A 22,217-nucleotide genomic window follows, 5' to 3' on the forward strand; every position below is an offset into this window, starting at 1 on the left:
TATGCCTGCAATTGCTCACCAGCGTGACAAATTTCCAACATCAAAAATGACAGATGTCAGGCCATCAAGGGGTCACGCCCCATATTGAGGTGGAGTTCATGTCCGTCATAAGCGTGTGCGTCGGCAACGACTTCATCCAATTCGACACCAAGGCCGGGCTCAGATGAGGGAATGACATAACCGTTTTCCCATAGGATCGGCTTTTTTAGTATTTCTGCATGAAAGCCGCCAAATGCCTGGATGCATTCGAGGATCAGGAAGTTGGGGCTGCAGGTTGCCAATTGAATATTTGCTGCGCCAACGATCGGTCCGCAATAAAGATGCGGAGCAATTTGGGCATGAAACGTCTCGGCCATCCCCGCGATCTTTTTCGCTTCTAGCAGACCACCCACTCGCCCGAGATTCATTTGAAGAATATTCGCTGCGCGATTCACCAGCAAGCGCTGGAACTCATATTTTGTAGTCAAACGTTCACCGGACGCTATTGGGATGGAGGTGTGTTGCTGAACATAACCCATATTTTCCGGCATATCCGGCGGCACAGGCTCTTCCAGCCACAGCGGATCATAGGGCTCAAGCCGCCTGGCAAGTCGAACAGCGCTGGTCGGTGTCATCTGCCCATGGGTCCCGAATAAAAGATCAGCCTTTGGACCGACAGCTTCACGGACAAGACGAACGAATTTCTCGGCCAGTTCCAGCTGCTCCAGAGACAACTGGCGGGGGTCGAATGACGTATAGGGGGCAACGGGATCAAATTTCACCGCCGTATAGCCTTGCGAGACATACTCTGCTGCCCGCTCTGCGGAAGCTTCGGCATTCCAATATATATCTGAAGTTTCGCCAAGTTCCGGCTTAGGGTAGATATAGGTATAGCTGCGTAATTTTTCGTGGACTTGACCGCCGAGCAATTCATAAACGGGTTTGTCGGCTTCTTTGCCGATGATATCCCAACAGGCCATTTCGAGCGCCGATACTGCTCCCATGACGGTAACGTCCGGGCGCTGTGTAAATCCGCCGGAATAGGCGCGTCGAAAGAACTTCTCGATATGATGAGGGTCTTCGCCGATGAGCCAGCGTTCGGCGATATCTTCCACGACTTTCCTCATAATCTGCGGACTTATCGTGGAATTGTAGGCCTCTCCATAACCGACAACGCCAGAATCGGTCATCAACTTGACGAAAAGAAACCATGCCCCTCCAAACGAAGGTGGTGGGTTGCCGACAACGAAAGTTTTGACGTCGATGATTTTCAATAGCTTCTCCAGACATTTGCCTTACAAGAGACTATGCGAGGCTTGACGTATTGCAGAAACCGCGTAACGACCCAGGATATCAGGTTTCCGACAGTTCCTGGACAGGATAGCAGCAACCAGAACAACGACCATAACTGACATTGCCTTGGAGATCGCTAATGACCGAACAGATACTACCTATCGGCGAGCTGACACTTCGTACACTGGCTATGCCTGCAGATGCCAATGCTGCAGGCGATATTTTCGGCGGTTGGGTCATGGCGCAGATGGATTTATCCTGCGGTATCCGTGCAGCGGAACGAGCGCGGGGCCGGGTCGTGACTGCTGCGGTAAAGGAAATGGCGTTCGCTAAACCAGTCAAGATTGGGGATACGCTTTGTGTTTACACGCATATTTCCCACGTCGGGCGGACATCAATCACCCTTAAGGTTGAGGCTTGGTCGCAGCGTTATCTTTCTGATCTGATGGAAAGGGTCACCTACGCCGATTTTGTAATGGTCGCGCTCGATAAAGAAGGTCACCCAACGCCCGTTCCAGAAGAGATCTAGCCTTGACTGCCCACCATATATTTGTCCCAGAATCCGGCCTGAGCTTCGATCTGTTCCACTACATCAATCCAAAGGCCGGATGGGTCATGGAATCCGAAACGCCGTTGACCAAATGGTTCATCGGTAATTGGATATTCGATCTTCAGGCCAGTTGCGCTGATTTTTTCAAAGGCCGCCTTTGCATCGTCAACCTGTAATTCGAAGCACATCCCAGTTCCGCTAAAACTTTCTGAGCCTGGAGGGGATGAGGGATGATCCGGCGTCATGAAGGCAATGGAAGCAGAGCCATCTTCTGCCGAAAGCCATGAAAACCAGGTGCTGTCAAAGCCACTAACAAAGCCCAGATGTTTGATCCAGAAATCACGGCACGCTTCTTTTTTGGCAGTGATGATGATCGGATATCGGTCGGTAAAGCTCATTGCGTCCTCCACGATGTTGCGTTTAGAAAGGTATATAGCATGACAGTAAACGTTCTGAGCAAGGCCTGTTTGTCAGGAGTGATATAGGAATAAGTTCTTATGTGAAGATTTATTCACCTATTGGTTGGGCACGAGCCGCGCGCAGTTAGTGACAGAAGAAAAGGTCTCTGCAATAAGGCTGCAATAAGCATAGGTCTGAGTTTTTTGCATGGACACGGTCGGAAGCTGTGAAAGTTATAAAGTGGTCTGCTCCTGCAGAAAAGTATTAAACAAAAGTATTAAACAATTGAGGTGAATAGTGTTGTTTTTAGGCGCAGCAAGCGATTACTCCCGCAAGCGGAGTGCGAAAGATAGTGCAAAGGTGGATTTTGTAGAGCTGTTCTTCGATCTGGTTTTTGTGTTCGCTATTACCCAGATTTCGCACCTGCTCCTGCATGATCTAACCTTGGAAGGCGTCGTTGAAAGCGCTCTGCTACTTGCGGCAGTGTGGTGGGTTTGGGTTTACACCACATGGGTAACCAATTGGATGGACCCGTCCAAACCTCCGATACGCGCCATGTTGTTCGTTCTGATGCTTGCCGGACTGGTGCTTTCGACGTCCATTCCAACGGCTTTTGGAGAGCGTGGTCTGGTTTTCGCAATTGCTTTTGTATTCATGCAGCTTGGACGATCGCTCTTTATGCTATGGGCGGTGCGCCATCACAACCAAAGCAATTTTCGCAATTTTTTGCGTATTTCAATCTGGCTGGCCATCTCGGGGATATTCTGGATTTCCGGCGGCCTTGCTGACATTGAGCATCGAATATTTTTCTGGGGTATAGCATTAGCAATCGAACTGGGTGGACCGGCGTTCGGGTTCCATACGCCTGGACTGGGTTCATCTTCTACTTCTGATTGGGATATCAATGGCGACCACATGGCCGAACGCGCCGCTTTGTTCATCATTATTGCGCTCGGTGAATCCATTCTCGTTTCAGGAGCGACCTTTGCCGAACAACAATGGGATCTGTTTTCTTTTTCGGCTTTTCTGACTACATTCATCGCATCCGTTGCCATGTGGCTTATTTATTTCAATGTCGGTCAGTCAGCTGCCCATCACAAGATTGCTGCGACGGATGATCCGGGTCGTATCGCTCGTATTGCCTATACCTATATTCATGCTCTTCTGGTTGCCGGAATCATAGTGGTCGCTGTGTCAAATGAACTGATACTTGCTCATCCAACTGGCCACCTTGAAGCGACGGCCATATGGACCTCGATCGGCGGCACTGCCCTCTATCTGACAGGAAATCTTCTGTTCAAATTCTATGTGGCCGGTCGCCCACCACTCTCGCATATCGTCGGATTGGCCCTCTGCGCAGGACTAGTCTTTTTTGCCAACCATTTGTCGCCGCTCATACTTGGCACTCTTACGAGCCTCATCCTCATCATCGTGACGATATGGGAGTTAAAGGGCAGGCGCGCAGATCCGCATCATGCCTAACGACATGAACGCTTTCCACTGCGCCGCTCCATGAGATCAAAATGGAAATGGTCGCGGTGGAAGATGTCATAGCCTGGGCCAAGGACGGTAGTAAAATAGTTGCAGGCATCTGAGCGAACGCTGTTGAGTAAGCCGCGCTGGCGAAATGAGAATAATCCCGGCTTCTGGACTTTAATGTCTTTGCCATTGTTCAAGGTGACTTTGGCAATATCCAAAGCATTTCCCTTCGAATGCTCTGACATGGCCCGCCCACGTTGATTGCTCATTGTGCGGCAGGAGTAGCTGGATGCCTGATGGATGGTGTTAACGCCCGAAAGATAGCGCAGACGGGTGGAAGGTGCCAGATCGCCTTTGACCCATTTGGCGAAGGCGAGGGTCATTTGGCAATTCAGCGTGGCAGCTGGTTTCAGTTTTATTCGTCCGCTGGCGAACCCGGCGACTTTCAGGGGATGGTCGATGCGGCAAACGCCGCCATCATTGATCGGGTCGCGTTCCTGAAACACTACGCCGAGGCGTTTCAGTTGCGTACGGCAAGAAACCTCGCTGCCTGACATCGCAAATGCACTTTCTCCACGCGAGATCGGATCGCTAATACTGCCGGGATAGCCATAGGCTTTTTCGGAACTGTTTTCATCATTCTCTACGGGCAATTCTTCAGCCCCGGAAAGTGGTTGGATGTTCTCAACCGGCTGATCGTATGTCTCCAGTGCAACCGGAGCAGGGGCGACGGTCACAATCTGCTCATAGTTCTCTTCAGCTTGACGTTCAAAATCCTGCTGTGGCTGTACAGCGATGGTTTCTTGCCAATTGCCAACATCTGCAGAAGGGCGTCTGACATCGTCCATTCCACACGCACTTAAGGAGGCTGAAAGCGTTAAAGCGGCAAAAGTTAAAAAGCGTGGAGAACGCTTGGGGGACGACAACGCAAAACTCATGTCACCACATCCTTTGCCCGAAATCGGGTTAATCACACGCAAAGGTAGCGTCAAATTGTAAAGGAATGGTCAGTCGTTCGGTTAAGGCCTATGGCGAAACTGAGGCTCGATTCTCGATGGAACGATTGTTCAATGCAGGAATAAGCTCCACGGCAATCATGGCAGTAAATATCAGAGCACACCCTATGGCCCCACGGAAAGATATTGTTTCGCCAAGCAGCATTGCTCCGAAAATCGCCGCAAAGAGCGCTTCGGATGACAGCATGATTGCGGCCTGTGCAGAGGTTGTGAAGCGTTGGCCAACGGCCTGCAAGGTAAAGGCAATACCCGAAGAAAAAATGCCGGCAAAGATAATAAGTGGTGCGACTGAGAGAATATCGGAAAGATTGCTGTGCTCGGCGCCACTTGAAATAATCAAGCCAAGTACGGCACAGACGAGAAACTGCACAAGTGACAGCATAATCGGACGGCCACTTTTAATAGCGAGCCGGTTAATGAAAATAATCTGCAGCGCCCAGAATGCTGCGCAGGCTATGGTCAGCCAATCGCCAACAGATAGACCCTCCACCTTGCCTCCGGAAAGCAGATAGATTCCGGTCAAGGCGGTCAATGCACAAGGCCAAACTATAAGGTGGGGCCATTGCCAAAACAGAACCACTGCCAGAAATGGCACCATCACAACATATAGGCCCGTGAGAAAGCCCGAATTTGTGACGGATGTTGTTTCCAAACCAACCTGTTGCAGCGCAGCGCCAGTAAACAGCAGGGTACCAATGAAAACGAAACCCAAATAATCTTTCGGTTCAAGCTTGCCGGTCGCAAGACGCGCTTCGCGAAAAGCAAGCGGTGTAACGGTAAGAGCGGCCAGAAGAAAACGCAGGCCAATAAACATGAAAGCTTCGACGCCTCGCATGGCGCTCGATTGAGCTACGAAACCAAGACCCCATATAGCTCCAGCTGTAAGCAGCAGTAAATTGGCACGCCCGCGCGTCATCCTACCCCCGATGGTTATGACGGCTATAGCGTCACCGCCATCTCTATCTATTGGGATGCGACGGGGCAAGCGTCATCATGCGTCCGAAGCGCGTGTTAATCTGATAATTTTTCCATTATTCGAATCTGTAAGAAGATAGACAGATCCATCCGGCGCTACACGTACGTCCCGGATACGTCCGAACTCTCCTTCAAAGAGCCGTTCTTCTCCCTTCATGGCGCCTTTCTCGTCACGGTCAATGCGTACCAGCATTTCAAACTTGAGGGCACCTGCCAACAGATCGCCTTTCCACTCCGGAAACATATCTCCATCATAGGCGGCAAGGCCGGATGGTGCGATTGATGGATCCCAATAGTATAGGGGCTGTTCGTAGCCTTCTGCCGCCGTGCCTTGGCCGATTTTCGCACCCGAGTAGTCGACGCCATAGCTTATTACGGGCCAGCCATAGTTCTTTCCAGCTTGAGGCTGATTAATTTCATCGCCTCCCTTGGCTCCATGCTCGAGAGTAAGCAGGGAATTGGTCAATGGATCCCATATCGCGCCCTGAGGATTACGGTGGCCCTTGGACCAAATCTCGGGCAATGCTTTTTTGCCATCAGCAAAGGGATTATCAGAGGGGATCGAGCCGTCCGAATTGATGCGCAAAACCGAGCCAGCATGATCATTGAAGTCTTGCGCGCGCTTTTGCTGACCGCGTTCCCCCATCGTGATAAAGAGCTTGCCATCGGGTGAAATTACGATCCGGGAGCCAAAATGTTGGCCTTTACTCGTTTTTCTGTTCATCGAAACCAGGGTGCGCACATCTTCAAGTTCAGCGTCATCCGCATTATAAATGAGCTTTGCGCTGGCAAGGGCCGTGCCCGCACCGCCTTGGCCCGGTTGCGAGTAAGTGAAGTAAATCACATTGCTTGTCGAGAAATCCGGGGCTACTGCAACATCAAGCAAACCGCCTTGGCCATTTGCCCAAACTTCGGGAACATTTTCGATTGGCTCGGATGTCTTTCCCTTTTTAACCAGGCGCATTGTCCCCGAACGTTCAGTCACGAGCAGGGAGCTGTCAGGCAAAAATGCGAGACCCCATGGATGATCGAGACCGTCGGCAACAGTTTCAGCGGAGACTGTGACAGTTTCGGTTTTGAAGTCCTTTGCCATGGCCAAGGATTGCAATGCGGAAAGAAGAGTCAGCAGGCTTGCGGTCAAGATCTTGCAATTCCGTCTCATGCGTCGACATCCTTTCAATTCTGGCATTGTACAATTTTGCATGTAATCTGAGTTACAGTCGTCTCACAGTGATGTGAATTAGCCTGTTTCCTGCCCGGAATGGTGAAAGCGTAGCGTGGCTGCGACTTTTTCCACTTTCTTCGTGAAATTGCGGCAAACGGTGCTATATTAAAGAACGAATGACTGAACGGTTCCAAAGTTTTGAGCTTTGGTGACCGTTTTCTTTTTGTGTTGCGAGGCTTGGAAGCAGGCCCCCGACATTGACTACGAAAGGAGAGGGCATGGAAAAGGTCCCGATGACTCAAGCTGGTTTTGACAAGCTCAAGGAGGAGCTGCGCTTTCGCCAACAGGAAGAGCGGCCACGGATTATTCTGGCGATTTCTGAGGCGCGCGCGCATGGCGACCTATCGGAAAATGCAGAATATCACGCAGCCAAGGAAGCGCAGAGCCACAATGAGGGACGCGTCGGCGAGCTTGAGGATTATACGGCTCGAGCCGAAATCATCGATATTTCCAAGCTTTCGGGCGACAAGATCAAATTTGGCGCTACCGTAGAGCTTATCGACGAAGATACTGAAGACAAAAAGGTCTATCAGATCGTGGGTGATCAGGAAGCGGATCCAAAGGCTGGCCGTATTTCCATTTCGTCACCTATTGCTCGTGCCCTGATCGGCAAGAGCGAAGGCGATACGATCGAAGTGAATGCCCCTGGCGGTGCACGGTCTTATGAGATCGTCGGATTCAAATTTATCTGAATCAAGTGCCTGAATTATTGAACGAAGTCGAGGTAATAGCTCCAAACTTGAAGCGTAAGCTGTCTGGGGTTACCTCGACAATTGTTCAACTCGTTCCATTGCAGCGGGCCAATGGTCTTGGAATCGTAACGATAGGCCCGGGTCTTCCACCTACATTGCCTCATATTGGTTGGGCCGATTTGCGAGGTGCTTGGTTTAGGCCACGCAGACGACCGTTCCGCATCTGGCACGCGCGCCGCAATACCGAGATGGTCGTAGGGATCATCCTGCGCTCGGTTCTGGGCATGAAGTTCAAGCTTTTATTTACCTCGGCGGCTCAGCGCGATCACAGACCTTTTACCAAATGGCTTATCCGGCAGATGGATGGCGTCATTGCAACAAGTGGCAGATCCGGGAGCTTCCTCAAAGTTCCGCACCGGGTCATTATGCATGGCGTAGATACTGAGAAGTTTCATCCGCCGCGGACAAAAGACGACAGTTTTTCGGCCACGGGCTTGCCGGGAAAATATCTTGTTGGATGTTCCGGCCGTATCCGTCCATCAAAAGGCACCGATCTTTTCGTCGATGCGATGATCAATCTTTTGCCCCAATATCCGGAATGGACAGCAGTCATGACTGGCCGGACAACACATGAGTTTGCGAGCTTTGAGAGGGATTTACGTGGGCGCATAGCTGCGGCCAATCTGCAAGATCGGATATTGTTCCTCGGCGAAGTTCCGGACGTACGTATCTGGTACAGAAGGATGGCACTCTATGTTGCTCCTTCTCGCAATGAAGGCTTTGGCTTAACGCCGTTGGAAGCCATGTCTTCGCAGACAGCTGTCGTTGCAAGCGATGCGGGAGCCTATGCGGAGATGATTACGCCCAAAACGGGGGCAGTGGTTGCAGCCGGTGACGGCCTTGCGCTTGAGAAGGCCATTGAATCTTATCTGGCTGATTCTGCACAGTGCGAAAAGGCAGCAGAAGCAGGGCTTGTTCACGTACGAGCAAATTTTCCGCTGCAGAAGGAAGCCGCCAGTATTCTGGAAGTCTACGAAGAGATTTTTGCAGGTAATCGCGTGATCTAAAGCACCATCAATGGTTCATTTTTGACAGATCGTATTGTCAGTGAGGTACGCACGCTATCCACGTTAGGTGTTGATGTCAGTTCCTCAATGACGAAATTCTGGAAAGTGCTAAGGTCCGCTGATACGCAATGAAGCAGAAAATCGGATTCCCCCGAAACCATCCATGCGCGACGAACAATGGTCCAGCCCTTGGTTTTCTCTGCAAAACTTTTCAAATCGGCGTCTGACTGACGGTGCAGCCGGATCATGCAGAAGGCGACAATGTCCTGACCAAGTATTGCGCCATTCAAGATAGCGCGGTAGCCTTGGATGATGCCGCTTTCCTCCAGCTTGCGCACACGACGCAGGCATGGTGGAGCCGAGATGCCGACACGCTCAGCCAATTCAACATTGGTGATACGGCCGTTATCCTGCAATTGTTTCAGGATTTTCCAGTCGATAGCGTCGAGGTCCGCCTTCAAAGGCATGATTTTTGTTTATCCCCATCCCAAAGCTTGACGGTCACCATAGGCGATTCCTGACGCTGTGTAATGCATCGCGCGACGGTTGCAAACAGGTTCATGCTATCTGCTCCAGAAACGGCGGGTGAAGAGAATGACGACTGTGATGATCTCAAGACGTCCGGCGAGCATAAGATAGCTGAGAACCAGCAAAGAAGGATCACTGAGTGTCGAAAAGTTGCCAACTGGTCCTATTGTGTCGCCAAGACCCGGTCCGACGTTGGAAAGTGCTGTCAGTGCGCCAGTGATTGAGGTGCCAAGGTCATTACCGAGCATTGTGAGGAGGGTTGAACCGATAATCAATGATGCCATGTATAGAAATATGAAAAGCAGGGCTGACTGAGAGACATCCTGTGTTATCTCGGAGCGGCCGTAGCGCATCTTTATAATTGCGTTCGGCATAATCAGACGGGTGAGACTTGCTGAAGCAAGCTGCCAGAGGATGATGATGCGATTAAGCTTGATACCGCCTGAGGTGGAACCAGCACAGCCACCGAGGAATGTGACGAGGAAGAATATGCCAAGCGCTTCCGCACCCCAAAGTGTATAGTCCTCAGTGGCGTATCCAGTCGTTGACAGGATTGACACGAGATTGAACGAAGTGGCGATAAGCGCGTCGCCAAAGCCTATATTTGTTTCGAGCTTCAATCCAACCGCCAAAAAGAAACTGAAGCCTGTGACGATGCTCAAAAACAGAACAAGCTGCGGATCTGCAAGGGATGATAATCGTTGGGGCATCAGTGCTTTGATGTAGAGCACGAAGGGTAGAGCTCCCAAAATCATGAAAGTAGTTGCCACCACCAGAATAGCACGGTTGTGGGCATAGAAACCCAACGAAGAATCATGTGTGGAAAAGCCAGCTGTGGCTACAGTAGTCATGCCGTGATTAATGGCGTCAAACATCCCCATACCTGCAATGAAGTACAGCATTGTGCACAGCAGCGTTAGGGATATATAGGCCAAGATGATGCCCGTGGCGATCTGGTGGATTCGTGGCAATATCTTTTCAGATTTGTCGGATGATTCCATATGCAGCAATTGAATGCCGCCCACGCGTAGAGATGGCAGCAGTAAAAGACCCAACCCTACGAAGCCAAGGCCGCCAAACCAGCATAGCAGCGATCGCCACATCAGTATTCCACGGGGCATCGCATCCAGCCCCGTCAAAACAGTGGCCCCTGTCGAGGTAATACCGGACATCGATTCGAAGAGCGCTTTTGGAAAGCTGATGGGGAGTGTCGAAAAATAAAGCGGAAGCGCGCCTAATAGTGCAGCTGTCAACCAGATGGTGACGATCAAGAGGAAACCAAGGCGCGGGCTGAAGCGAATCTCGGAATTGTGGGTCGCAAGCACCACCAGCCCGCTTAGGACACCGGTAAATATGGATGATTGCACGAACACTATCCAATCGCTGTTACCGGTATGGAGGTCAACCAAAGCCGGAACAAGCATGGTTCCAGCCATGACCAAGCCAAATCGTGCGCAAATATTGGTAATGGTTCGAAGGATAGGACTGGCCTCGTGATCGCGGTGTTGAGTGCTGGCATTTCATAGACTTATCCCGGAATTGACACAATCCGCTACGAAACACCAGTCCAAGCTGCACAAGCTGTGGCTAACCTTGCTATATTGGATGCAGACCTTGCAAGGGAGGGGGCTGAAACACTACCTTAAGATCATTGAAAGCGGTGGTGGTGTGTGTCACTTATCGCATATCTCTAAGGTGTATCATTAAGGTCTAGTTATGACACAGCGCCATGTGCCCGTCCTCATTATCGGTTCCGGTCCTGCCGGCTATACCGCTGCAATCTATGCTGCCCGTGCTAATCTAAAACCTGTCATTATTGCAGGTCTTCAGCAGGGCGGTCAGCTTATGATCACAACAGATGTGGAAAATTATCCCGGTTATGCCGATCCAGTTCAGGGCCCGTGGATGATGGAGCAGATGCGGTTACAGGCCGAACACGTGGGAACTGAAATCATTCATGACATCATTACGGAAGTTGACGTGTCGATCCGACCGTTTCGTCTGACTGGCGACGGCGGAACACAATATACTTGTGATGCTTTGATTATTGCGACAGGTGCACAAGCTAAATGGCTTGGCATACCGACCGAGCAGGCGTTCATGGGCTTTGGCGTTTCTGCCTGCGCCACATGCGATGGTTTTTTCTATCGCAACAAGGATGTTGTTGTTGTTGGCGGCGGTAATACAGCTGTTGAAGAGGCGCTATATCTCGCAAATATCGCCAAGTCGGTTACGGTCGTGCATCGCAAAGACCACTTTCGTGCAGAAAAAATTCTTCAGGATCGGCTCTTTAGCAAAGAAAATGTCAAAGTTGTCTGGGATAATGTTATTGATGAGATTACTGGAACAGAGGCGAAGCCGCCAATGGCTGCGTCAGTTTCCGGTGTCCGCCTGAAGAATGTAAAGAGTGGCGAAATCACAGAACTTGCAACACATGGCGTTTTCATCGCCATTGGACACGCACCTGCGGTGGAACTGTTCAAGGGAAAACTCAAGCATAAGCCGAATGGCTATCTGTGGACTGCGGCAGATTCAACTGCCACGGACGTTCCGGGCGTTTTTGCTGCAGGCGACGTAACCGATGACGTCTATCGTCAGGCTGTTACGGCGGCTGGAATGGGCTGTATGGCAGCTCTCGAAGCTGAGCGCTGGCTGGCCGCACAGGAACCGGTGCGTCAGGCCGCCGAGTAGGCGCTGTGTAAGAGGCCGACCTCGATTTTCGGGGCCGACAAAGGGGGAGAGACCGCGCGATGTCGCTTGATTGGGACAAGTTGCGAATATTTCATGCTGCTGCCGAGGCTGGGTCGTTCACTCACGCCGCTGAAACACTGCATCTATCGCAATCAGCCATCTCTCGTCAGGTCAGCGCGCTGGAGCAGGACGTAGGCGTCCCGCTTTTCCATCGGCATGCCCGTGGGCTGATACTGACCGAGCAGGGCGAAGTACTCTACCGCACAGCACACGAGGTGCTGATGAAGCTGGAGAACGTTCGATCTCGCCTTACCGAAAGCAAGGACAGGCCTTCGGGTAAGCTGCGTGTGACCACTACGGTGGGTCTTGGTTCTGGCTGGCTAGTCGAGCGCGTCCAGGAGTTTATTGAACTTTACCCTGAAGTGCAGTTGCAATTGCTCTTTGACAATGAAGAACTTGATCTGACCATGCGCCATGCGGATTGTGCTATCCGCTTGCGTCAGCCGCAGCAACCGGACCTGATCCAACGCCGGCTGTTTACGGTGCACATGCACGTGTATGCTTCGCCAAGTTACATTGCCAAATATGGCAAGATTGAAAGTATAGATGAAATCGACTCTCATCGCATTGTCAGTTTTGGAGAACCGGCTCCCTCATATCTGACAAACCTTAACTGGCTTGAAGTCATAGGACGTTCTGACGGCAATCTGCGTCCGGCGGTACTACAGATTAATAACCTTCTCTCGATCAAGCGTGCCATCCAGAAGGGCGTCGGTATTGGTGTGCTGCCAGACTATATGATCGAGAAGGATTCTACGCTGGTGCGCTTGTTGCCAGAGATGGAGTTGCCATCATTCGATACGTTTTTCTGCTACCCTGAGGGTATAAAGAACGCTGCCAAGTTGCATGTGTTCAGAGATTTTCTTTTTAACAAGGCTCGTACCTGGTCCTATTAGGCTGCGATTGTCTTAGATAGGGTCTCTTTTCGCGGATCGCCTCGTTATGCATTGTGCGCATGGCTGCCATGCGATTTTGTGGGGTTGCAACTCCCTCTGTCAGAGAACATATGCACATTACTTGGTCGTATGCCTCCTCCTCCCATTTGCACACTGCCAAGTGTTCCCCTCTGGAGGTTTTGCTGGAAACAGCACCTTCAAAACTATAGGCCGGGCATTTGTCCGGTCTTTTTTTTCAGTTTGCGGCCTATCCGATTTAGACTTTTATAGGTCGAAACTGGTCATTCGCCTCGTCTGGTATAGTGGTGAACAAAAAAGGGGACCGTCCTTGGCCCCCTTTTCCCAAACCCATTAAAGTTTCTAGCGTAGGTTTGCGCAAAAGCGCTGTATGCGCTTTCCCGCTTCTTCAAGATTTGCATCGGACGTTGCATATGAAATGCGGAAGTTAGGACCAAGGCCAAAAGCAGAGCCGTGCACTGCAGCCACGGCTTCGGTGGCCAACAATTCGCTAACGAAGTCTTCGTCACTTTGAATGACTTTGCCAGATGGGGCAGTCTTGCCGATAGCTGCAGCACAGGAAGGATATACGTAGAACGCACCTTCCGGCTTGGGGCACTCAAGCATGCTTGTCTGGTTCAACATTGAGACAATCAGGTCGCGACGTCCTTCGAAAGCTTTTTTGAAAACTGGTAAATGCTCTTGTGTGCCATCAAGCGCTTCAACAGCAGCCCATTGTGAAATAGAACTTGTACCCGAAGTTTGTTGTCCCTGAACCATATCCATTGCTTTGATCAGCTCAATGGGCCCGGCGGCATAGCCAATGCGCCAGCCAGTCATAGCATAGGCCTTCGAAACACCATTCATGGTCAGCGTACGATCATAAAGATTTGGCTCGACTTGCGCTGGTGTAACGAATTTGAAATCACCATAAGTCAGGTGTTCATACATATCATCGGTCAGAATCCACACGTGCGGATGACGCACGAGAACATCTGTTAACTTCTTCATCTCGTCCCAAGTGTAAGCCGCCCCGGACGGATTCGAAGGGGAGTTCATGATGATCCATTTGGTCTTTGATGTAATGACACGCTCTAGATCTTCTGGCTGCAGCTTGAAATTGTTTGCCTGAATGGCTGACACAATCACCGGTGTTCCACCGCAAAGAGAAACCATTTCGGGATAGCTGACCCAATAGGGCGCAACACAGATAACTTCATCGCCTGGGTTCAAGGTCGATAGAAGGGCGTTATAAATGACGTGCTTGCCACCAGTGGAAACAATGGTCTGGTTTGCCTTGTACTCCAGTTCGTTCTCACGCTTGAACTTGCGCGTAATGGCTTCGCGTAGCTGTGGTATGCCCGAGACCGGCGTATACTTGGTCTCGCCACGGCGGATTGCAGCAATGGCAGCTTCCTTGATATTATCAGGCGTATCGAAATCTGGTTCGCCCACAGAAAGCGAAATGACATCACGTCCCTCGGCTTTCAAATCACGCGCTTTCTGGGTGATCGCAATCGTTGCGGATGTCTTCACACGGGAAAGGGTGTCGGCGAGGAATGCCATGGTATCGTTCTCCTGAAGCGAGCGTTGATGACCGGTAGCCGGTTTGCGGGACTGCTATGTCCCAAGACCTGGAGAATCGCAAGCAAAAGCATGCGTAAAGGCTTCACTTCCTACACTTTCTGTGCAGGGTGTGACATCCCATGTCAAAAATATCAGTATCAGTTGCGCAATGCGTCAATAGAACTGATTGGACCTTGTCAGCGGTTGCGGAGAAATACGATCTGCCACAGGAGAGACAGACCATGCCCAAGCTATACTCGCGAATTGAATCCGGAAACTGTTACAAGCCTCGGCTTTTGATGGCTAAATTGAACTTGCCGTTCGAGCATGTTTCGATTTCATCTGTTGATGGCTCAACCCGCAAACCTGACTTCATGGCCAAAAACCCCAATGGCAAGGTTCCTCTGCTGGAATTTGACGACGGACGCTTGCTGGCGGAATCGAATGCAATATTGCTGCATCTTGCGGAAGGCAGTCGGTTTATTCCGGAAGATGCCTATGAGCGTGCTTTGATGTATCAATGGTTGTTCTTCGAGCAGTATACGCACGAGCCAAACATTGCTGTTCGGCGGGCGCTGTTGGTCTACCCCGAACGAGCCAAGGATGCGACACCGGAAAGATTGGCCGCCACGCTGGAAGGCGGTAATAAAGCATTGCTGGTGATGGAAAACCAGCTACAGAAGACACCTTATTTTGTCGGCACAGGTCTAACGATCGCGGATATAGCCCTCTATGCCTATACACACGAAGCCAACCAAGGTGGCTTTGATCTTTCAGCCTATCCCTCCGTTTCAAAATGGCTAAGCCGCGTTGCCGGTGACGAAGGTCATGTGCCAATAACGTGGCTGCCGGAATGAGGGAGGCGGTTGGTCTGGGGAGTGCAGATCAGTATTCGAGAAAATTTCGTTTATTCAGAAGCTTATCTTTGAAATTGACTAGATAGATTCAAATACAATCCATGATTGCGGCAACCATTGAAACCAATGGTTGCCGCAATCATATCAAGAGGTATCAGAAGCAACTCCAAGGGCCAAATCATGAAAATCCTCATTGTCCTCACTTCTCACGATAAGCTCGGCGACACGGGCAAGAAAACCGGGTTCTGGCTTGAGGAGTTTGCCGCACCTTACTACACGTTTTTAGATGCGGGCGCTGAAATCACTGTTGCTTCACCCAAAGGCGGGCAGCCGCCACTGGACCCGAAGAGCGATGAGCCGGGCAGTCAAACGGAAATGACAGAGCGGTTCCGGCAGGACAAAGCTTCGCAAGAGATTCTTGCGAATACAAAGGTGCTCTCGGAACTGAAAGAGGCGGACTATGACGCAATCTTTTATCCAGGCGGCCATGGCCCGCTCTGGGATCTGACGTCTGACCATGTTTCGATCAAACTCATCGAACAGTTTTACAAAAATGGGAAGCCGGTCGGGGCCGTTTGTCACGCGCCTTCGGTGTTGTTGCAGGCGAAGATTGACGGTGAGCCACTGGTCAAAGGCAGGCGAGTAACTGGTTTCACAAATAGCGAGGAAGAGGCGGTGCGACTTACGAGGGTGGTGCCTTTCCTTGTCGAGGATGAGCTAAAGCGGCTTGGCGGCTATTACGAAAAAGTTGAAGACTGGCAGGTGCTGGCCGTTGCTGACGGCCATCTTATCACCGGGCAGAACCCAGCGTCTTCGGCAGCTGTTGCCGGAGAAATTCTCAAATTGCTTCGTTAGGTCAATAATGCAAAGAGGCGGGATAAAATCCCGCCTCTTCAAATTCATGTGCGTTCAGAAATCAGACGATTCCCGTGTGCGGCTATCAGCCTTCAACGCTAAGGTTGTCTGCGGACGACTTGCCCGAACGACGGTCCTGTACGATTTCATAGTTGACCTTCTGACCATCATTGAGACCGCGCAAGCCTGCACGCTCAACAGCGGAAATATGGACAAAAACATCTGCACCACCAGTGTCGGGCTGGATGAAACCGTAACCCTTAGTGCCGTTGAACCATTTCACTGTTCCCGAAGCCATGGGAAGTTCCTTTCAGATATATAAAACAGGCAGCATGCACATATGCGGCCCAGGGAATCGAACCTATGCAATGGAGCTCGTCAGGAAGCGCAACAGGTTACGCAGGTCGCAAAGTCACTCGACCGATAAAATCGATGCAAAATACATATGATAGAATTTCTGGCAAAACAAGCCGTTTTCAAAACGGAACTTTATCCGACTTTATGAGTGTCCGGCCAAGCGTCTAGTGCGAAAGTTTTTGTTCTATCGCAAAACTTACAGGTGCTGTTGAGTGGTTTGAAAAAGTCAATGTTAGAGTGAATAAGCCGAATCACGGTCTTCGACGGGGGATCCCAATGGCGAAGCAGAAACCCAGGAAAGTGCCAGCAACCTCCGTCGCTGGCGAAGTACAAGCCGGGCTTTGGGCTCAGCTTGGCGTTATCGCGGATATTTACAGGAACTCTCCGGTTCGCAACCGGCTGATATTGTTTATTTCGGGTGTATTCGGCATCATTATCCTGACTTCAGTGGGCCAGGTGCTGCTTAATCGTTGGAACGTGCCATTTTACGATGCCCTGTCGCGGCGTGACTTTCCAGCTTTCCTTGATCAACTCATGGTATTTTTCGGGATTGCGGCTGCGCTTCTGGTCTTGAATGTGGGCCAGACATGGCTCAATCAAATGACGCGGCTGAAACTGCGGGAGGGCCTGACGCGTGATCTTATCGGCGAGTGGTTGGTGCCTCGCCGGGCGTTCAAGCTGTCCAATTCAGGACCTATTGGGGTTAATCCCGATCAACGCTTACATGAAGATGCACGGCATTTGGCTGAAATGTCGACAGATCTCGGATTTGGGCTGCTGCAGTCCACGATCCTGATGGTCAGCTTCGTAGGTGTGTTATGGGCGCTTTCAAGCGGATTCGTATTCAATATTTATGGCTACAGTTTTTCCATTCCGGGTTATATGGTGTGGGCTGCAATCCTTTACGCAGGGCTCGCGTCCTGGCTGAGTTGGCTCGTCGGGCGCAAGCTTATCAAATATAATGCCGATCGATATCAGAAGGAATCGGAACTGCGCTTCTCACTGATGCGAGTGAACGAGCATATTGATGCGATTTCGCTTTACCGCGGTGAGGGCGATGAAAACCGCCGTCTCGGCTTTGATGTTGATAGGCTTCTTGCATCAATTCGTTTGTTGGTTAGGGCCTTGACGCAGCTCACATGGGTAACGTCTGGTTATGGCTGGATAACCATTGTGGCACCGATTCTTGTTGCTGCGCCTGTCTATTTTGCAGGCAACCTTTCATTTGGCGGCCTGATGATGGCCATTGGAGCATTCAATCAGGTGCACGACGCGCTGAAGTGGTTCGTCAACAATTTCGGTGCGATTGCTGACTGGCGCGCCACACTCTTGCGTGTGACATCTTTCAGGCAAGCTGTGCAGGCAACAGATGCCATGAATGGCATTGAGCAGCGCATAAAGTTTGCCGAGTCAGATAAAGACCAAATCATTCTTGATTCACTCAAAATCACTGCGCCGCGTGCCACAGTGCGGCTTAAAGAAGGGCACGCGGTCGTCAAAGAGGGTGATCGTGTCCTTATCACAAGCGAAGCGGGTATTGATCGAACTTTGCTGTTTCGGGCTATTGCCGGCCTCTGGCCTTGGGGTGCTGGCACTATCACATTACCTGCCAACAAAACTATTATTTACATGCCACGCCTGCCATATTTTCCACCAGGTAGCTTGCGCGAAGCGATGTCTTATCCGTTAGGGAAGGATGGTTTTACTGACAAGCAACTCGTTGGAGCACTGCAACAGCTTGGTTTGAAACGGCTTGAAACCATGCTGAATTTCAATGCACGATGGGATCGCGAACTTAGTGATGACGAACAACAATCGCTCGCATTTGCACGTTTGATGCTGCACAAACCCGATTGGGTGGTTATTGACGAGTCGCTCGACGCGATGGAGTCAGATGCTTATGATCGGATAGTGGCGGTCTTGCGCGAACATCTTGAGAAATCGACGGTCGTGCATATCGGGCGCGAGGAAAAGAACGAACACGTCTTTTCCAAGGTGCTGCATTTTGTCAGCGACCCCTCCGGGCATGGGTTAGAAGAGGAGGGGTTGCTAGGTGTTTAGACAGTCTGGTCTTGTCTGCCCGCCAATACTCAGGCGAAATAGTCCTGAAGTGGCCGCACTTCCAGTGATCCGGCTTTTAGCGCAGCGATTGCCTCAGCAACAGCATCGGCACCGGATAGCGTAGTGTAGTACGGCACTTTTTGCATTAATGTTGCGCGGCGTAGCGATTTTGAATCCGAGATCGCTTTGGCGCTGTCAGTGGTGTTGAATACCAACTGTACCTGACGGTTGCGGATGGCATCTTCAACATGCGGACGCCCCTCTTGCACCTTGTTGATTTTTTGCGCCGCAACGCCGTTCTCGCCAAGGAATCGGGCTGTTCCCCCAGTAGCGAGTATCTTGAAACCCAGCTCTGCAAGACGCTTTACCGGAGCGAGAATGCGCTGCTTGTCCTCATCCCGCACGGATACAAACAAAGTGCCATCGCGCGGCAGGTCAACGCCCGCTCCGAGCTGCGCCTTGGCGAAGGCCAGAGCATAATCGTAATCAAGCCCCATGACTTCGCCTGTCGAGCGCATTTCCGGTCCAAGCAGTGTATCTACACCGGGGAATCGAGCGAACGGGAACACAGCCTCCTTGACTGCAATATGTTTGCGTCCTGTGGTCGAAGGTTTGCCACCGTAATGCGATAAAGCTTGCTCCAGCGTTTCCCCCGCCATGATACGGGCGGCCACTTTGGCAATTGGGGTGCCTATGGTTTTGGCAACAAATGGAACTGTCCGTGAGGCGCGTGGATTGACTTCGAGAACGTAGATCGTGCCGTCCTTGATGGCGTATTGCACGTTCATCAATCCGATTACATTGAGCGACTTGGCAAGTGCTGCGGTTTCCTTTTCCAGATCAGCCACGGTTTCAGCGGAAAGGGAATGAACAGGCAAAGAGCAGGCGCTGTCTCCTGAATGAATACCTGCTTCTTCGATGTGCTCCATGATACCGGAAACCCAGGTATCTTGGCCGTCGCAGAGGCAGTCCACATCAACCTCGATGGCCTCGGTCAAATAGCGGTCGAACAGCAGCGGATTCTTGCCAAGCAGCGTGTTGATCTGTCCGGTCTTGTCGTTCGGGTATTTTTGCTTAATGTCCTCGGGTACCAGTTCAGGAACTGTATCGAGCAGATAGGCTTGTAGTCCTCGCTCATCGTGGATGATCTGCATTGCACGGCCGCCCAGAACGTAGGAGGGACGCACGACAAGGGGGAAGCCAAGCTCCCCAGCTATGGTGCGTGCCTGCTCGACCGAATAGGCGATGCCATTCTTGGGTTGTGTAAGATCAAGCTTGATCAGCAATTTCTGGAAGCGGTCGCGATCTTCAGCGAGATCGATAGCGTCGGGTGAGGTTCCAAGAATTGGGATGCCAGCTTTTTCAAGCGCATCTGCAAGCTTCAACGGTGTCTGACCACCAAATTGCACGATCACGCCATGCAAGGTTCCGGCCGTCTGCTCGGCCCGCAGGATTTCCAGCACGTCTTCGGCTGTTAGTGGCTCAAAATACAGCCGGTCCGAGGTGTCATAGTCTGTAGACACTGTTTCGGGATTACAGTTGATCATAATGGCTTCGTAGCCAGCATCCCGCAGTGCAAAGGCAGCATGACAGCAGCAATAATCGAACTCGATGCCTTGGCCAATGCGGTTGGGACCGCCACCAAGAATGACAACTTTCTTGCGGTCAGATATCTGCGCTTCGGAAATCAAAGCGCCTGCAAATGGGACCTCATATGTCGAGTACATGTAGGCTGTTGGTGATGCAAATTCGGCCGCGCAGGTGTCGATGCGCTTGAAGACTGGATGAACGTCAAGCTTGTTGCGTAGCTTGGTCACGTCGCTGGGTTCAATTTTTGCCAAGCTTGCAAGACGCGCGTCAGAAAAACCCATGCCCTTCAGTGCGCGCAGGTTTTGTGCGTCCTGAGGAAGTCCATGCTCCCGCACGCGCTCCTCCGTGGCAATGATCTCGGCCATCTGTTCAAGGAACCATGGATCGATCTTGCAGCCTTCATGCACTTCTTCGACAGTCAATCCGAGGCGTAGCGCCTGCCCGACCATACGCAGCCGGTCTGGGGTAGGGGTACCAATAGCAGCACGAATGGCATTGTTATCATTGCCTTCGCCAATGCCGGGAATGGTGATTTCATCAAGTCCGGTAAGGCCTGTCTCCAGTCCGCGCAGAGCTTTCTGAAGCGACTCTTTGAAAGTACGACCAATAGCCATCACTTCACCAACCGATTTCATGGCCGTTGTCAGTGTAGGTTCTGCGCCAGGGAACTTTTCAAAGGCAAAACGCGGTATTTTGGTAACGACGTAGTCGATGGATGGCTCGAACGAGGCTGGCGTAGCGCCGCCGGTAATATCATTGTCGAGTTCATCAAGCGTATAGCCAACAGCAAGCTTGGCGGCAATCTTGGCAATCGGAAAGCCAGTTGCTTTCGATGCCAGAGCAGATGAGCGCGACACGCGCGGGTTCATCTCGATGACGATCAAACGGCCATTTTCTGGATTGACCGCAAACTGTACATTCGATCCGCCAGTCTCCACGCCGATTTCGCGCAATACTGCAATCGATGCATTGCGCATAATCTGGTATTCCTTGTCCGTCAGCGTCAAAGCCGGAGCGACAGTGATCGAATCACCGGTATGAACGCCCATCGGGTCGATATTTTCGATGGAGCAAATGATAATGCAATTGTCCGCTTTGTCGCGAACGACCTCCATCTCATATTCTTTCCAACCTAGGACGGATTCTTCGATCAGCACTTCAGTGGTTGGCGATGCGTCAAGTCCGCTGCCAATGATGTCGTAAAACTCAGTGCGATTGTAGGCGATACCACCACCTGTACCACCCATGGTGAAGGAGGGACGGATAATGGCGGGTAGACCAACGTGATCCAAAGCGGCACCAGCCATGCCAAGGGCATGTGATACATAGCGTTGCTTGCGGTCGCCTTCACCGAGCTGCCATTCGGTTTCCAGCTTGTCCAGAGCTGCATCAAGTTCCGCGCCAGAATATTGGGCTTTAACAGCCTCGCGTTGTTCCTGGTGCAATTTACGGTCGAGATCTTTGACTTCGGTGGCGTTTGCCAGCATTGATTTCGGCGTTTCAAGGCCTATCTTCGCCATGGCCTCGCGAAACAATGCGCGGTCTTCCGCTTTGTCTATTGCTTCAGCATTCGCACCGATCATCTCGACATTATAACGATCAAGGACACCCATACGGCGTAGAGAAAGGGCAGTGTTCAGAGCTGTCTGACCACCCATGGTTGGCAGCAGCGCGTCAGGGCGTTCCTTGGCGATGATCTTCGCAACGACTTCAGGCGTGATCGGCTCAATATAGGTCGCATCGGCCAATTCCGGATCGGTCATGATCGTCGCCGGGTTGGAGTTGACGAGGATGACGCGATAACCCTCCTCTTTCAGGGCCTTGCAGGCCTGGGTGCCGGAGTAGTCGAACTCGCATGCCTGACCGATAATGATCGGGCCAGCGCCGATAATCAGAATAGATTTGATGTCGGTGCGTTTTGGCATGTTCGGTTCCTTATCATAGCGGTCTGCACAAAAAACCGCACGGTTTTACCGTACGGGCAGCTACTTGAATTCAAATGCGAGGCTAAGGCTGCCTTATAGGCAAATGAAACGCTTTACGTAACCCCAAAAAAGCGTCATTTGTGCTTTTTAAGACTGGTT

19 protein-coding genes are annotated in these 22,217 nt (G+C 51.3%); 9 read left to right on the forward strand and 10 right to left on the reverse strand.

Annotated features, from left to right (window positions below; translation table 11 throughout):
* Positions 1-56: 56 nt before the first annotated feature.
* A complete protein-coding gene (locus ACYJL1_RS07360; protein WP_460897724.1) occupies positions 57-1,253 on the reverse strand; it encodes a mandelate racemase/muconate lactonizing enzyme family protein in 1,197 nt (398 codons plus the stop codon).
* Positions 1,254-1,411: 158 nt separating this feature from the next.
* On the opposite strand from ACYJL1_RS07360, the gene ACYJL1_RS07365 reads away from it, so the two are divergent.
* A complete protein-coding gene (locus ACYJL1_RS07365) occupies positions 1,412-1,801 on the forward strand; it encodes an acyl-CoA thioesterase (protein ID WP_460897725.1) in 390 nt (129 codons plus the stop codon).
* On the opposite strand, the gene ACYJL1_RS07370 is transcribed toward ACYJL1_RS07365, so the two are convergent.
* Positions 1,798-2,220 (reverse strand): VOC family protein, encoded by a 423-nt coding sequence (locus ACYJL1_RS07370; protein ID WP_460897726.1) that lies wholly within the window; start codon positions 2,218-2,220, stop codon positions 1,798-1,800. The two genes, ACYJL1_RS07365 and ACYJL1_RS07370, sit on opposite strands and share 4 nt — an antisense overlap.
* A 298-nt stretch (positions 2,221-2,518) precedes the next feature.
* Between ACYJL1_RS07370 and ACYJL1_RS07375 the strand changes: the two genes are divergently transcribed.
* The gene (locus ACYJL1_RS07375; RefSeq protein ID WP_460897727.1) at positions 2,519-3,703 is read left to right on the forward strand and encodes a low temperature requirement protein A; all 1,185 of its coding nucleotides are present in this window, start codon (positions 2,519-2,521) and stop codon (positions 3,701-3,703) included.
* Here the strand turns inward: ACYJL1_RS07375 and ACYJL1_RS07380 are convergent.
* From ACYJL1_RS07380 to ACYJL1_RS07390, 3 genes are all read right to left on the reverse strand, one after another.
* Entirely contained in the window at positions 3,700-4,638 is a 939-nt protein-coding gene (locus ACYJL1_RS07380) for an extensin-like domain-containing protein (protein WP_460897728.1), read from the reverse strand. The genes ACYJL1_RS07375 and ACYJL1_RS07380 overlap by 4 nt on opposite strands.
* An 88-nt stretch (positions 4,639-4,726) precedes the next feature.
* The gene (locus tag ACYJL1_RS07385; RefSeq protein ID WP_460897729.1) at positions 4,727-5,632 is read right to left on the reverse strand and encodes a DMT family transporter; all 906 of its coding nucleotides are present in this window, start codon (positions 5,630-5,632) and stop codon (positions 4,727-4,729) included.
* Positions 5,633-5,707: 75 nt separating this feature from the next.
* Positions 5,708-6,853, reverse strand: coding sequence for a PQQ-dependent sugar dehydrogenase (locus tag ACYJL1_RS07390; protein ID WP_460897730.1), 1,146 nt, complete (start codon positions 6,851-6,853; stop codon positions 5,708-5,710).
* A gap of 281 nt (positions 6,854-7,134) precedes the next feature.
* On the opposite strand from ACYJL1_RS07390, the gene greA reads away from it, so the two are divergent.
* Together greA and ACYJL1_RS07400 are read left to right on the forward strand one after the other, a co-directional pair.
* Complete coding sequence (gene greA, locus ACYJL1_RS07395; protein ID WP_115052440.1) at positions 7,135-7,608, forward strand: transcription elongation factor GreA; 474 nt, start codon at positions 7,135-7,137, stop codon at positions 7,606-7,608.
* Positions 7,605-8,675 (forward strand): glycosyltransferase family 4 protein, encoded by a 1,071-nt coding sequence (locus tag ACYJL1_RS07400; RefSeq protein WP_460897966.1) that lies wholly within the window; start codon positions 7,605-7,607, stop codon positions 8,673-8,675. Before greA ends, ACYJL1_RS07400 begins: the two co-directional genes overlap by 4 nt.
* On the opposite strand, the gene ACYJL1_RS07405 is transcribed toward ACYJL1_RS07400, so the two are convergent.
* Both ACYJL1_RS07405 and ACYJL1_RS07410 read right to left on the reverse strand, forming a co-directional pair.
* The gene (locus ACYJL1_RS07405) at positions 8,672-9,142 is read right to left on the reverse strand and encodes an Lrp/AsnC family transcriptional regulator (protein WP_122084125.1); all 471 of its coding nucleotides are present in this window, start codon (positions 9,140-9,142) and stop codon (positions 8,672-8,674) included. The genes ACYJL1_RS07400 and ACYJL1_RS07405 overlap by 4 nt on opposite strands.
* A gap of 96 nt (positions 9,143-9,238) precedes the next feature.
* Positions 9,239-10,639, reverse strand: a complete 1,401-nt coding sequence (locus ACYJL1_RS07410) for a TrkH family potassium uptake protein (protein ID WP_460897731.1) — start codon at positions 10,637-10,639, stop codon at positions 9,239-9,241.
* A gap of 280 nt (positions 10,640-10,919) precedes the next feature.
* On the opposite strand from ACYJL1_RS07410, the gene trxB reads away from it, so the two are divergent.
* Together trxB and ACYJL1_RS07420 are read left to right on the forward strand one after the other, a co-directional pair.
* Positions 10,920-11,894: a thioredoxin-disulfide reductase gene (trxB, locus tag ACYJL1_RS07415; RefSeq protein WP_460897732.1), complete on the forward strand. Its 975-nt coding sequence runs from the start codon at positions 10,920-10,922 to the stop codon at positions 11,892-11,894.
* Between the two features lie 59 nt (positions 11,895-11,953).
* Positions 11,954-12,850: a LysR family transcriptional regulator gene (locus ACYJL1_RS07420; protein WP_348599327.1), complete on the forward strand. Its 897-nt coding sequence runs from the start codon at positions 11,954-11,956 to the stop codon at positions 12,848-12,850.
* Positions 12,851-13,210: 360 nt separating this feature from the next.
* On the opposite strand, the gene ACYJL1_RS07425 is transcribed toward ACYJL1_RS07420, so the two are convergent.
* The gene (locus tag ACYJL1_RS07425; RefSeq protein WP_460897733.1) at positions 13,211-14,413 is read right to left on the reverse strand and encodes a pyridoxal phosphate-dependent aminotransferase; all 1,203 of its coding nucleotides are present in this window, start codon (positions 14,411-14,413) and stop codon (positions 13,211-13,213) included.
* A 242-nt stretch (positions 14,414-14,655) separates the two neighbouring features.
* On the opposite strand from ACYJL1_RS07425, the gene ACYJL1_RS07430 reads away from it, so the two are divergent.
* The gene (locus tag ACYJL1_RS07430; protein WP_460897734.1) at positions 14,656-15,270 is read left to right on the forward strand and encodes a glutathione S-transferase family protein; all 615 of its coding nucleotides are present in this window, start codon (positions 14,656-14,658) and stop codon (positions 15,268-15,270) included.
* Positions 15,271-15,450: 180 nt separating this feature from the next.
* A complete protein-coding gene (locus tag ACYJL1_RS07435; protein ID WP_460897735.1) occupies positions 15,451-16,125 on the forward strand; it encodes a type 1 glutamine amidotransferase domain-containing protein in 675 nt (224 codons plus the stop codon).
* Between the two features lie 85 nt (positions 16,126-16,210).
* Here ACYJL1_RS07435 and ACYJL1_RS07440 read toward each other — a convergent pair whose 3' ends face one another.
* Positions 16,211-16,423, reverse strand: coding sequence for a cold-shock protein (locus tag ACYJL1_RS07440; protein ID WP_008124164.1), 213 nt, complete (start codon positions 16,421-16,423; stop codon positions 16,211-16,213).
* Between the two features lie 335 nt (positions 16,424-16,758).
* Here ACYJL1_RS07440 and ACYJL1_RS07445 point away from each other — a divergent pair, with 335 nt between their 5' ends.
* Positions 16,759-18,543 carry an ABC transporter ATP-binding protein/permease gene (locus ACYJL1_RS07445; RefSeq protein ID WP_460897736.1) on the forward strand — a complete coding sequence of 595 codons (1,785 nt, stop codon included), beginning with the start codon at positions 16,759-16,761 and terminating at the stop codon, positions 18,541-18,543.
* A gap of 29 nt (positions 18,544-18,572) precedes the next feature.
* On the opposite strand, the gene carB is transcribed toward ACYJL1_RS07445, so the two are convergent.
* The gene (gene carB, locus ACYJL1_RS07450) at positions 18,573-22,058 is read right to left on the reverse strand and encodes a carbamoyl-phosphate synthase large subunit (RefSeq protein WP_460897737.1); all 3,486 of its coding nucleotides are present in this window, start codon (positions 22,056-22,058) and stop codon (positions 18,573-18,575) included.
* Positions 22,059-22,217: the final 159 nt, after the last annotated feature.

This window comes from Phyllobacterium sp. K27, assembly GCF_054796155.1.

Bases quoted from the DNA above. Each gene is read 5' to 3' on its own strand.
- ACYJL1_RS07365 (WP_460897725.1), top strand. From the start codon at position 1,412: ATGACCGAACAGATACTACCTATCGGCGAGCTGACACTTCGTACACTG.
- ACYJL1_RS07370 (WP_460897726.1), bottom strand. From the start codon at position 2,220: ATGAGCTTTACCGACCGATATCCGATCATCATCACTGCCAAAAAAGAA.
- ACYJL1_RS07380 (WP_460897728.1), bottom strand. From the start codon at position 4,638: ATGAGTTTTGCGTTGTCGTCCCCCAAGCGTTCTCCACGCTTTTTAACT.
- ACYJL1_RS07385 (WP_460897729.1), bottom strand. From the start codon at position 5,632: ATGACGCGCGGGCGTGCCAATTTACTGCTGCTTACAGCTGGAGCTATA.
- ACYJL1_RS07390 (WP_460897730.1), bottom strand. From the start codon at position 6,853: ATGAGACGGAATTGCAAGATCTTGACCGCAAGCCTGCTGACTCTTCTT.
- greA (WP_115052440.1), top strand. From the start codon at position 7,135: ATGGAAAAGGTCCCGATGACTCAAGCTGGTTTTGACAAGCTCAAGGAG.
- ACYJL1_RS07405 (WP_122084125.1), bottom strand. From the start codon at position 9,142: ATGCCTTTGAAGGCGGACCTCGACGCTATCGACTGGAAAATCCTGAAA.
- ACYJL1_RS07410 (WP_460897731.1), bottom strand. From the start codon at position 10,639: ATGGCTGGAACCATGCTTGTTCCGGCTTTGGTTGACCTCCATACCGGT.
- trxB (WP_460897732.1), top strand. From the start codon at position 10,920: ATGACACAGCGCCATGTGCCCGTCCTCATTATCGGTTCCGGTCCTGCC.
- ACYJL1_RS07420 (WP_348599327.1), top strand. From the start codon at position 11,954: ATGTCGCTTGATTGGGACAAGTTGCGAATATTTCATGCTGCTGCCGAG.
- ACYJL1_RS07425 (WP_460897733.1), bottom strand. From the start codon at position 14,413: ATGGCATTCCTCGCCGACACCCTTTCCCGTGTGAAGACATCCGCAACG.
- ACYJL1_RS07430 (WP_460897734.1), top strand. From the start codon at position 14,656: ATGCCCAAGCTATACTCGCGAATTGAATCCGGAAACTGTTACAAGCCT.
- ACYJL1_RS07435 (WP_460897735.1), top strand. From the start codon at position 15,451: ATGAAAATCCTCATTGTCCTCACTTCTCACGATAAGCTCGGCGACACG.
- ACYJL1_RS07440 (WP_008124164.1), bottom strand. From the start codon at position 16,423: ATGGCTTCGGGAACAGTGAAATGGTTCAACGGCACTAAGGGTTACGGT.
- ACYJL1_RS07445 (WP_460897736.1), top strand. From the start codon at position 16,759: ATGGCGAAGCAGAAACCCAGGAAAGTGCCAGCAACCTCCGTCGCTGGC.
- carB (WP_460897737.1), bottom strand. From the start codon at position 22,058: ATGCCAAAACGCACCGACATCAAATCTATTCTGATTATCGGCGCTGGC.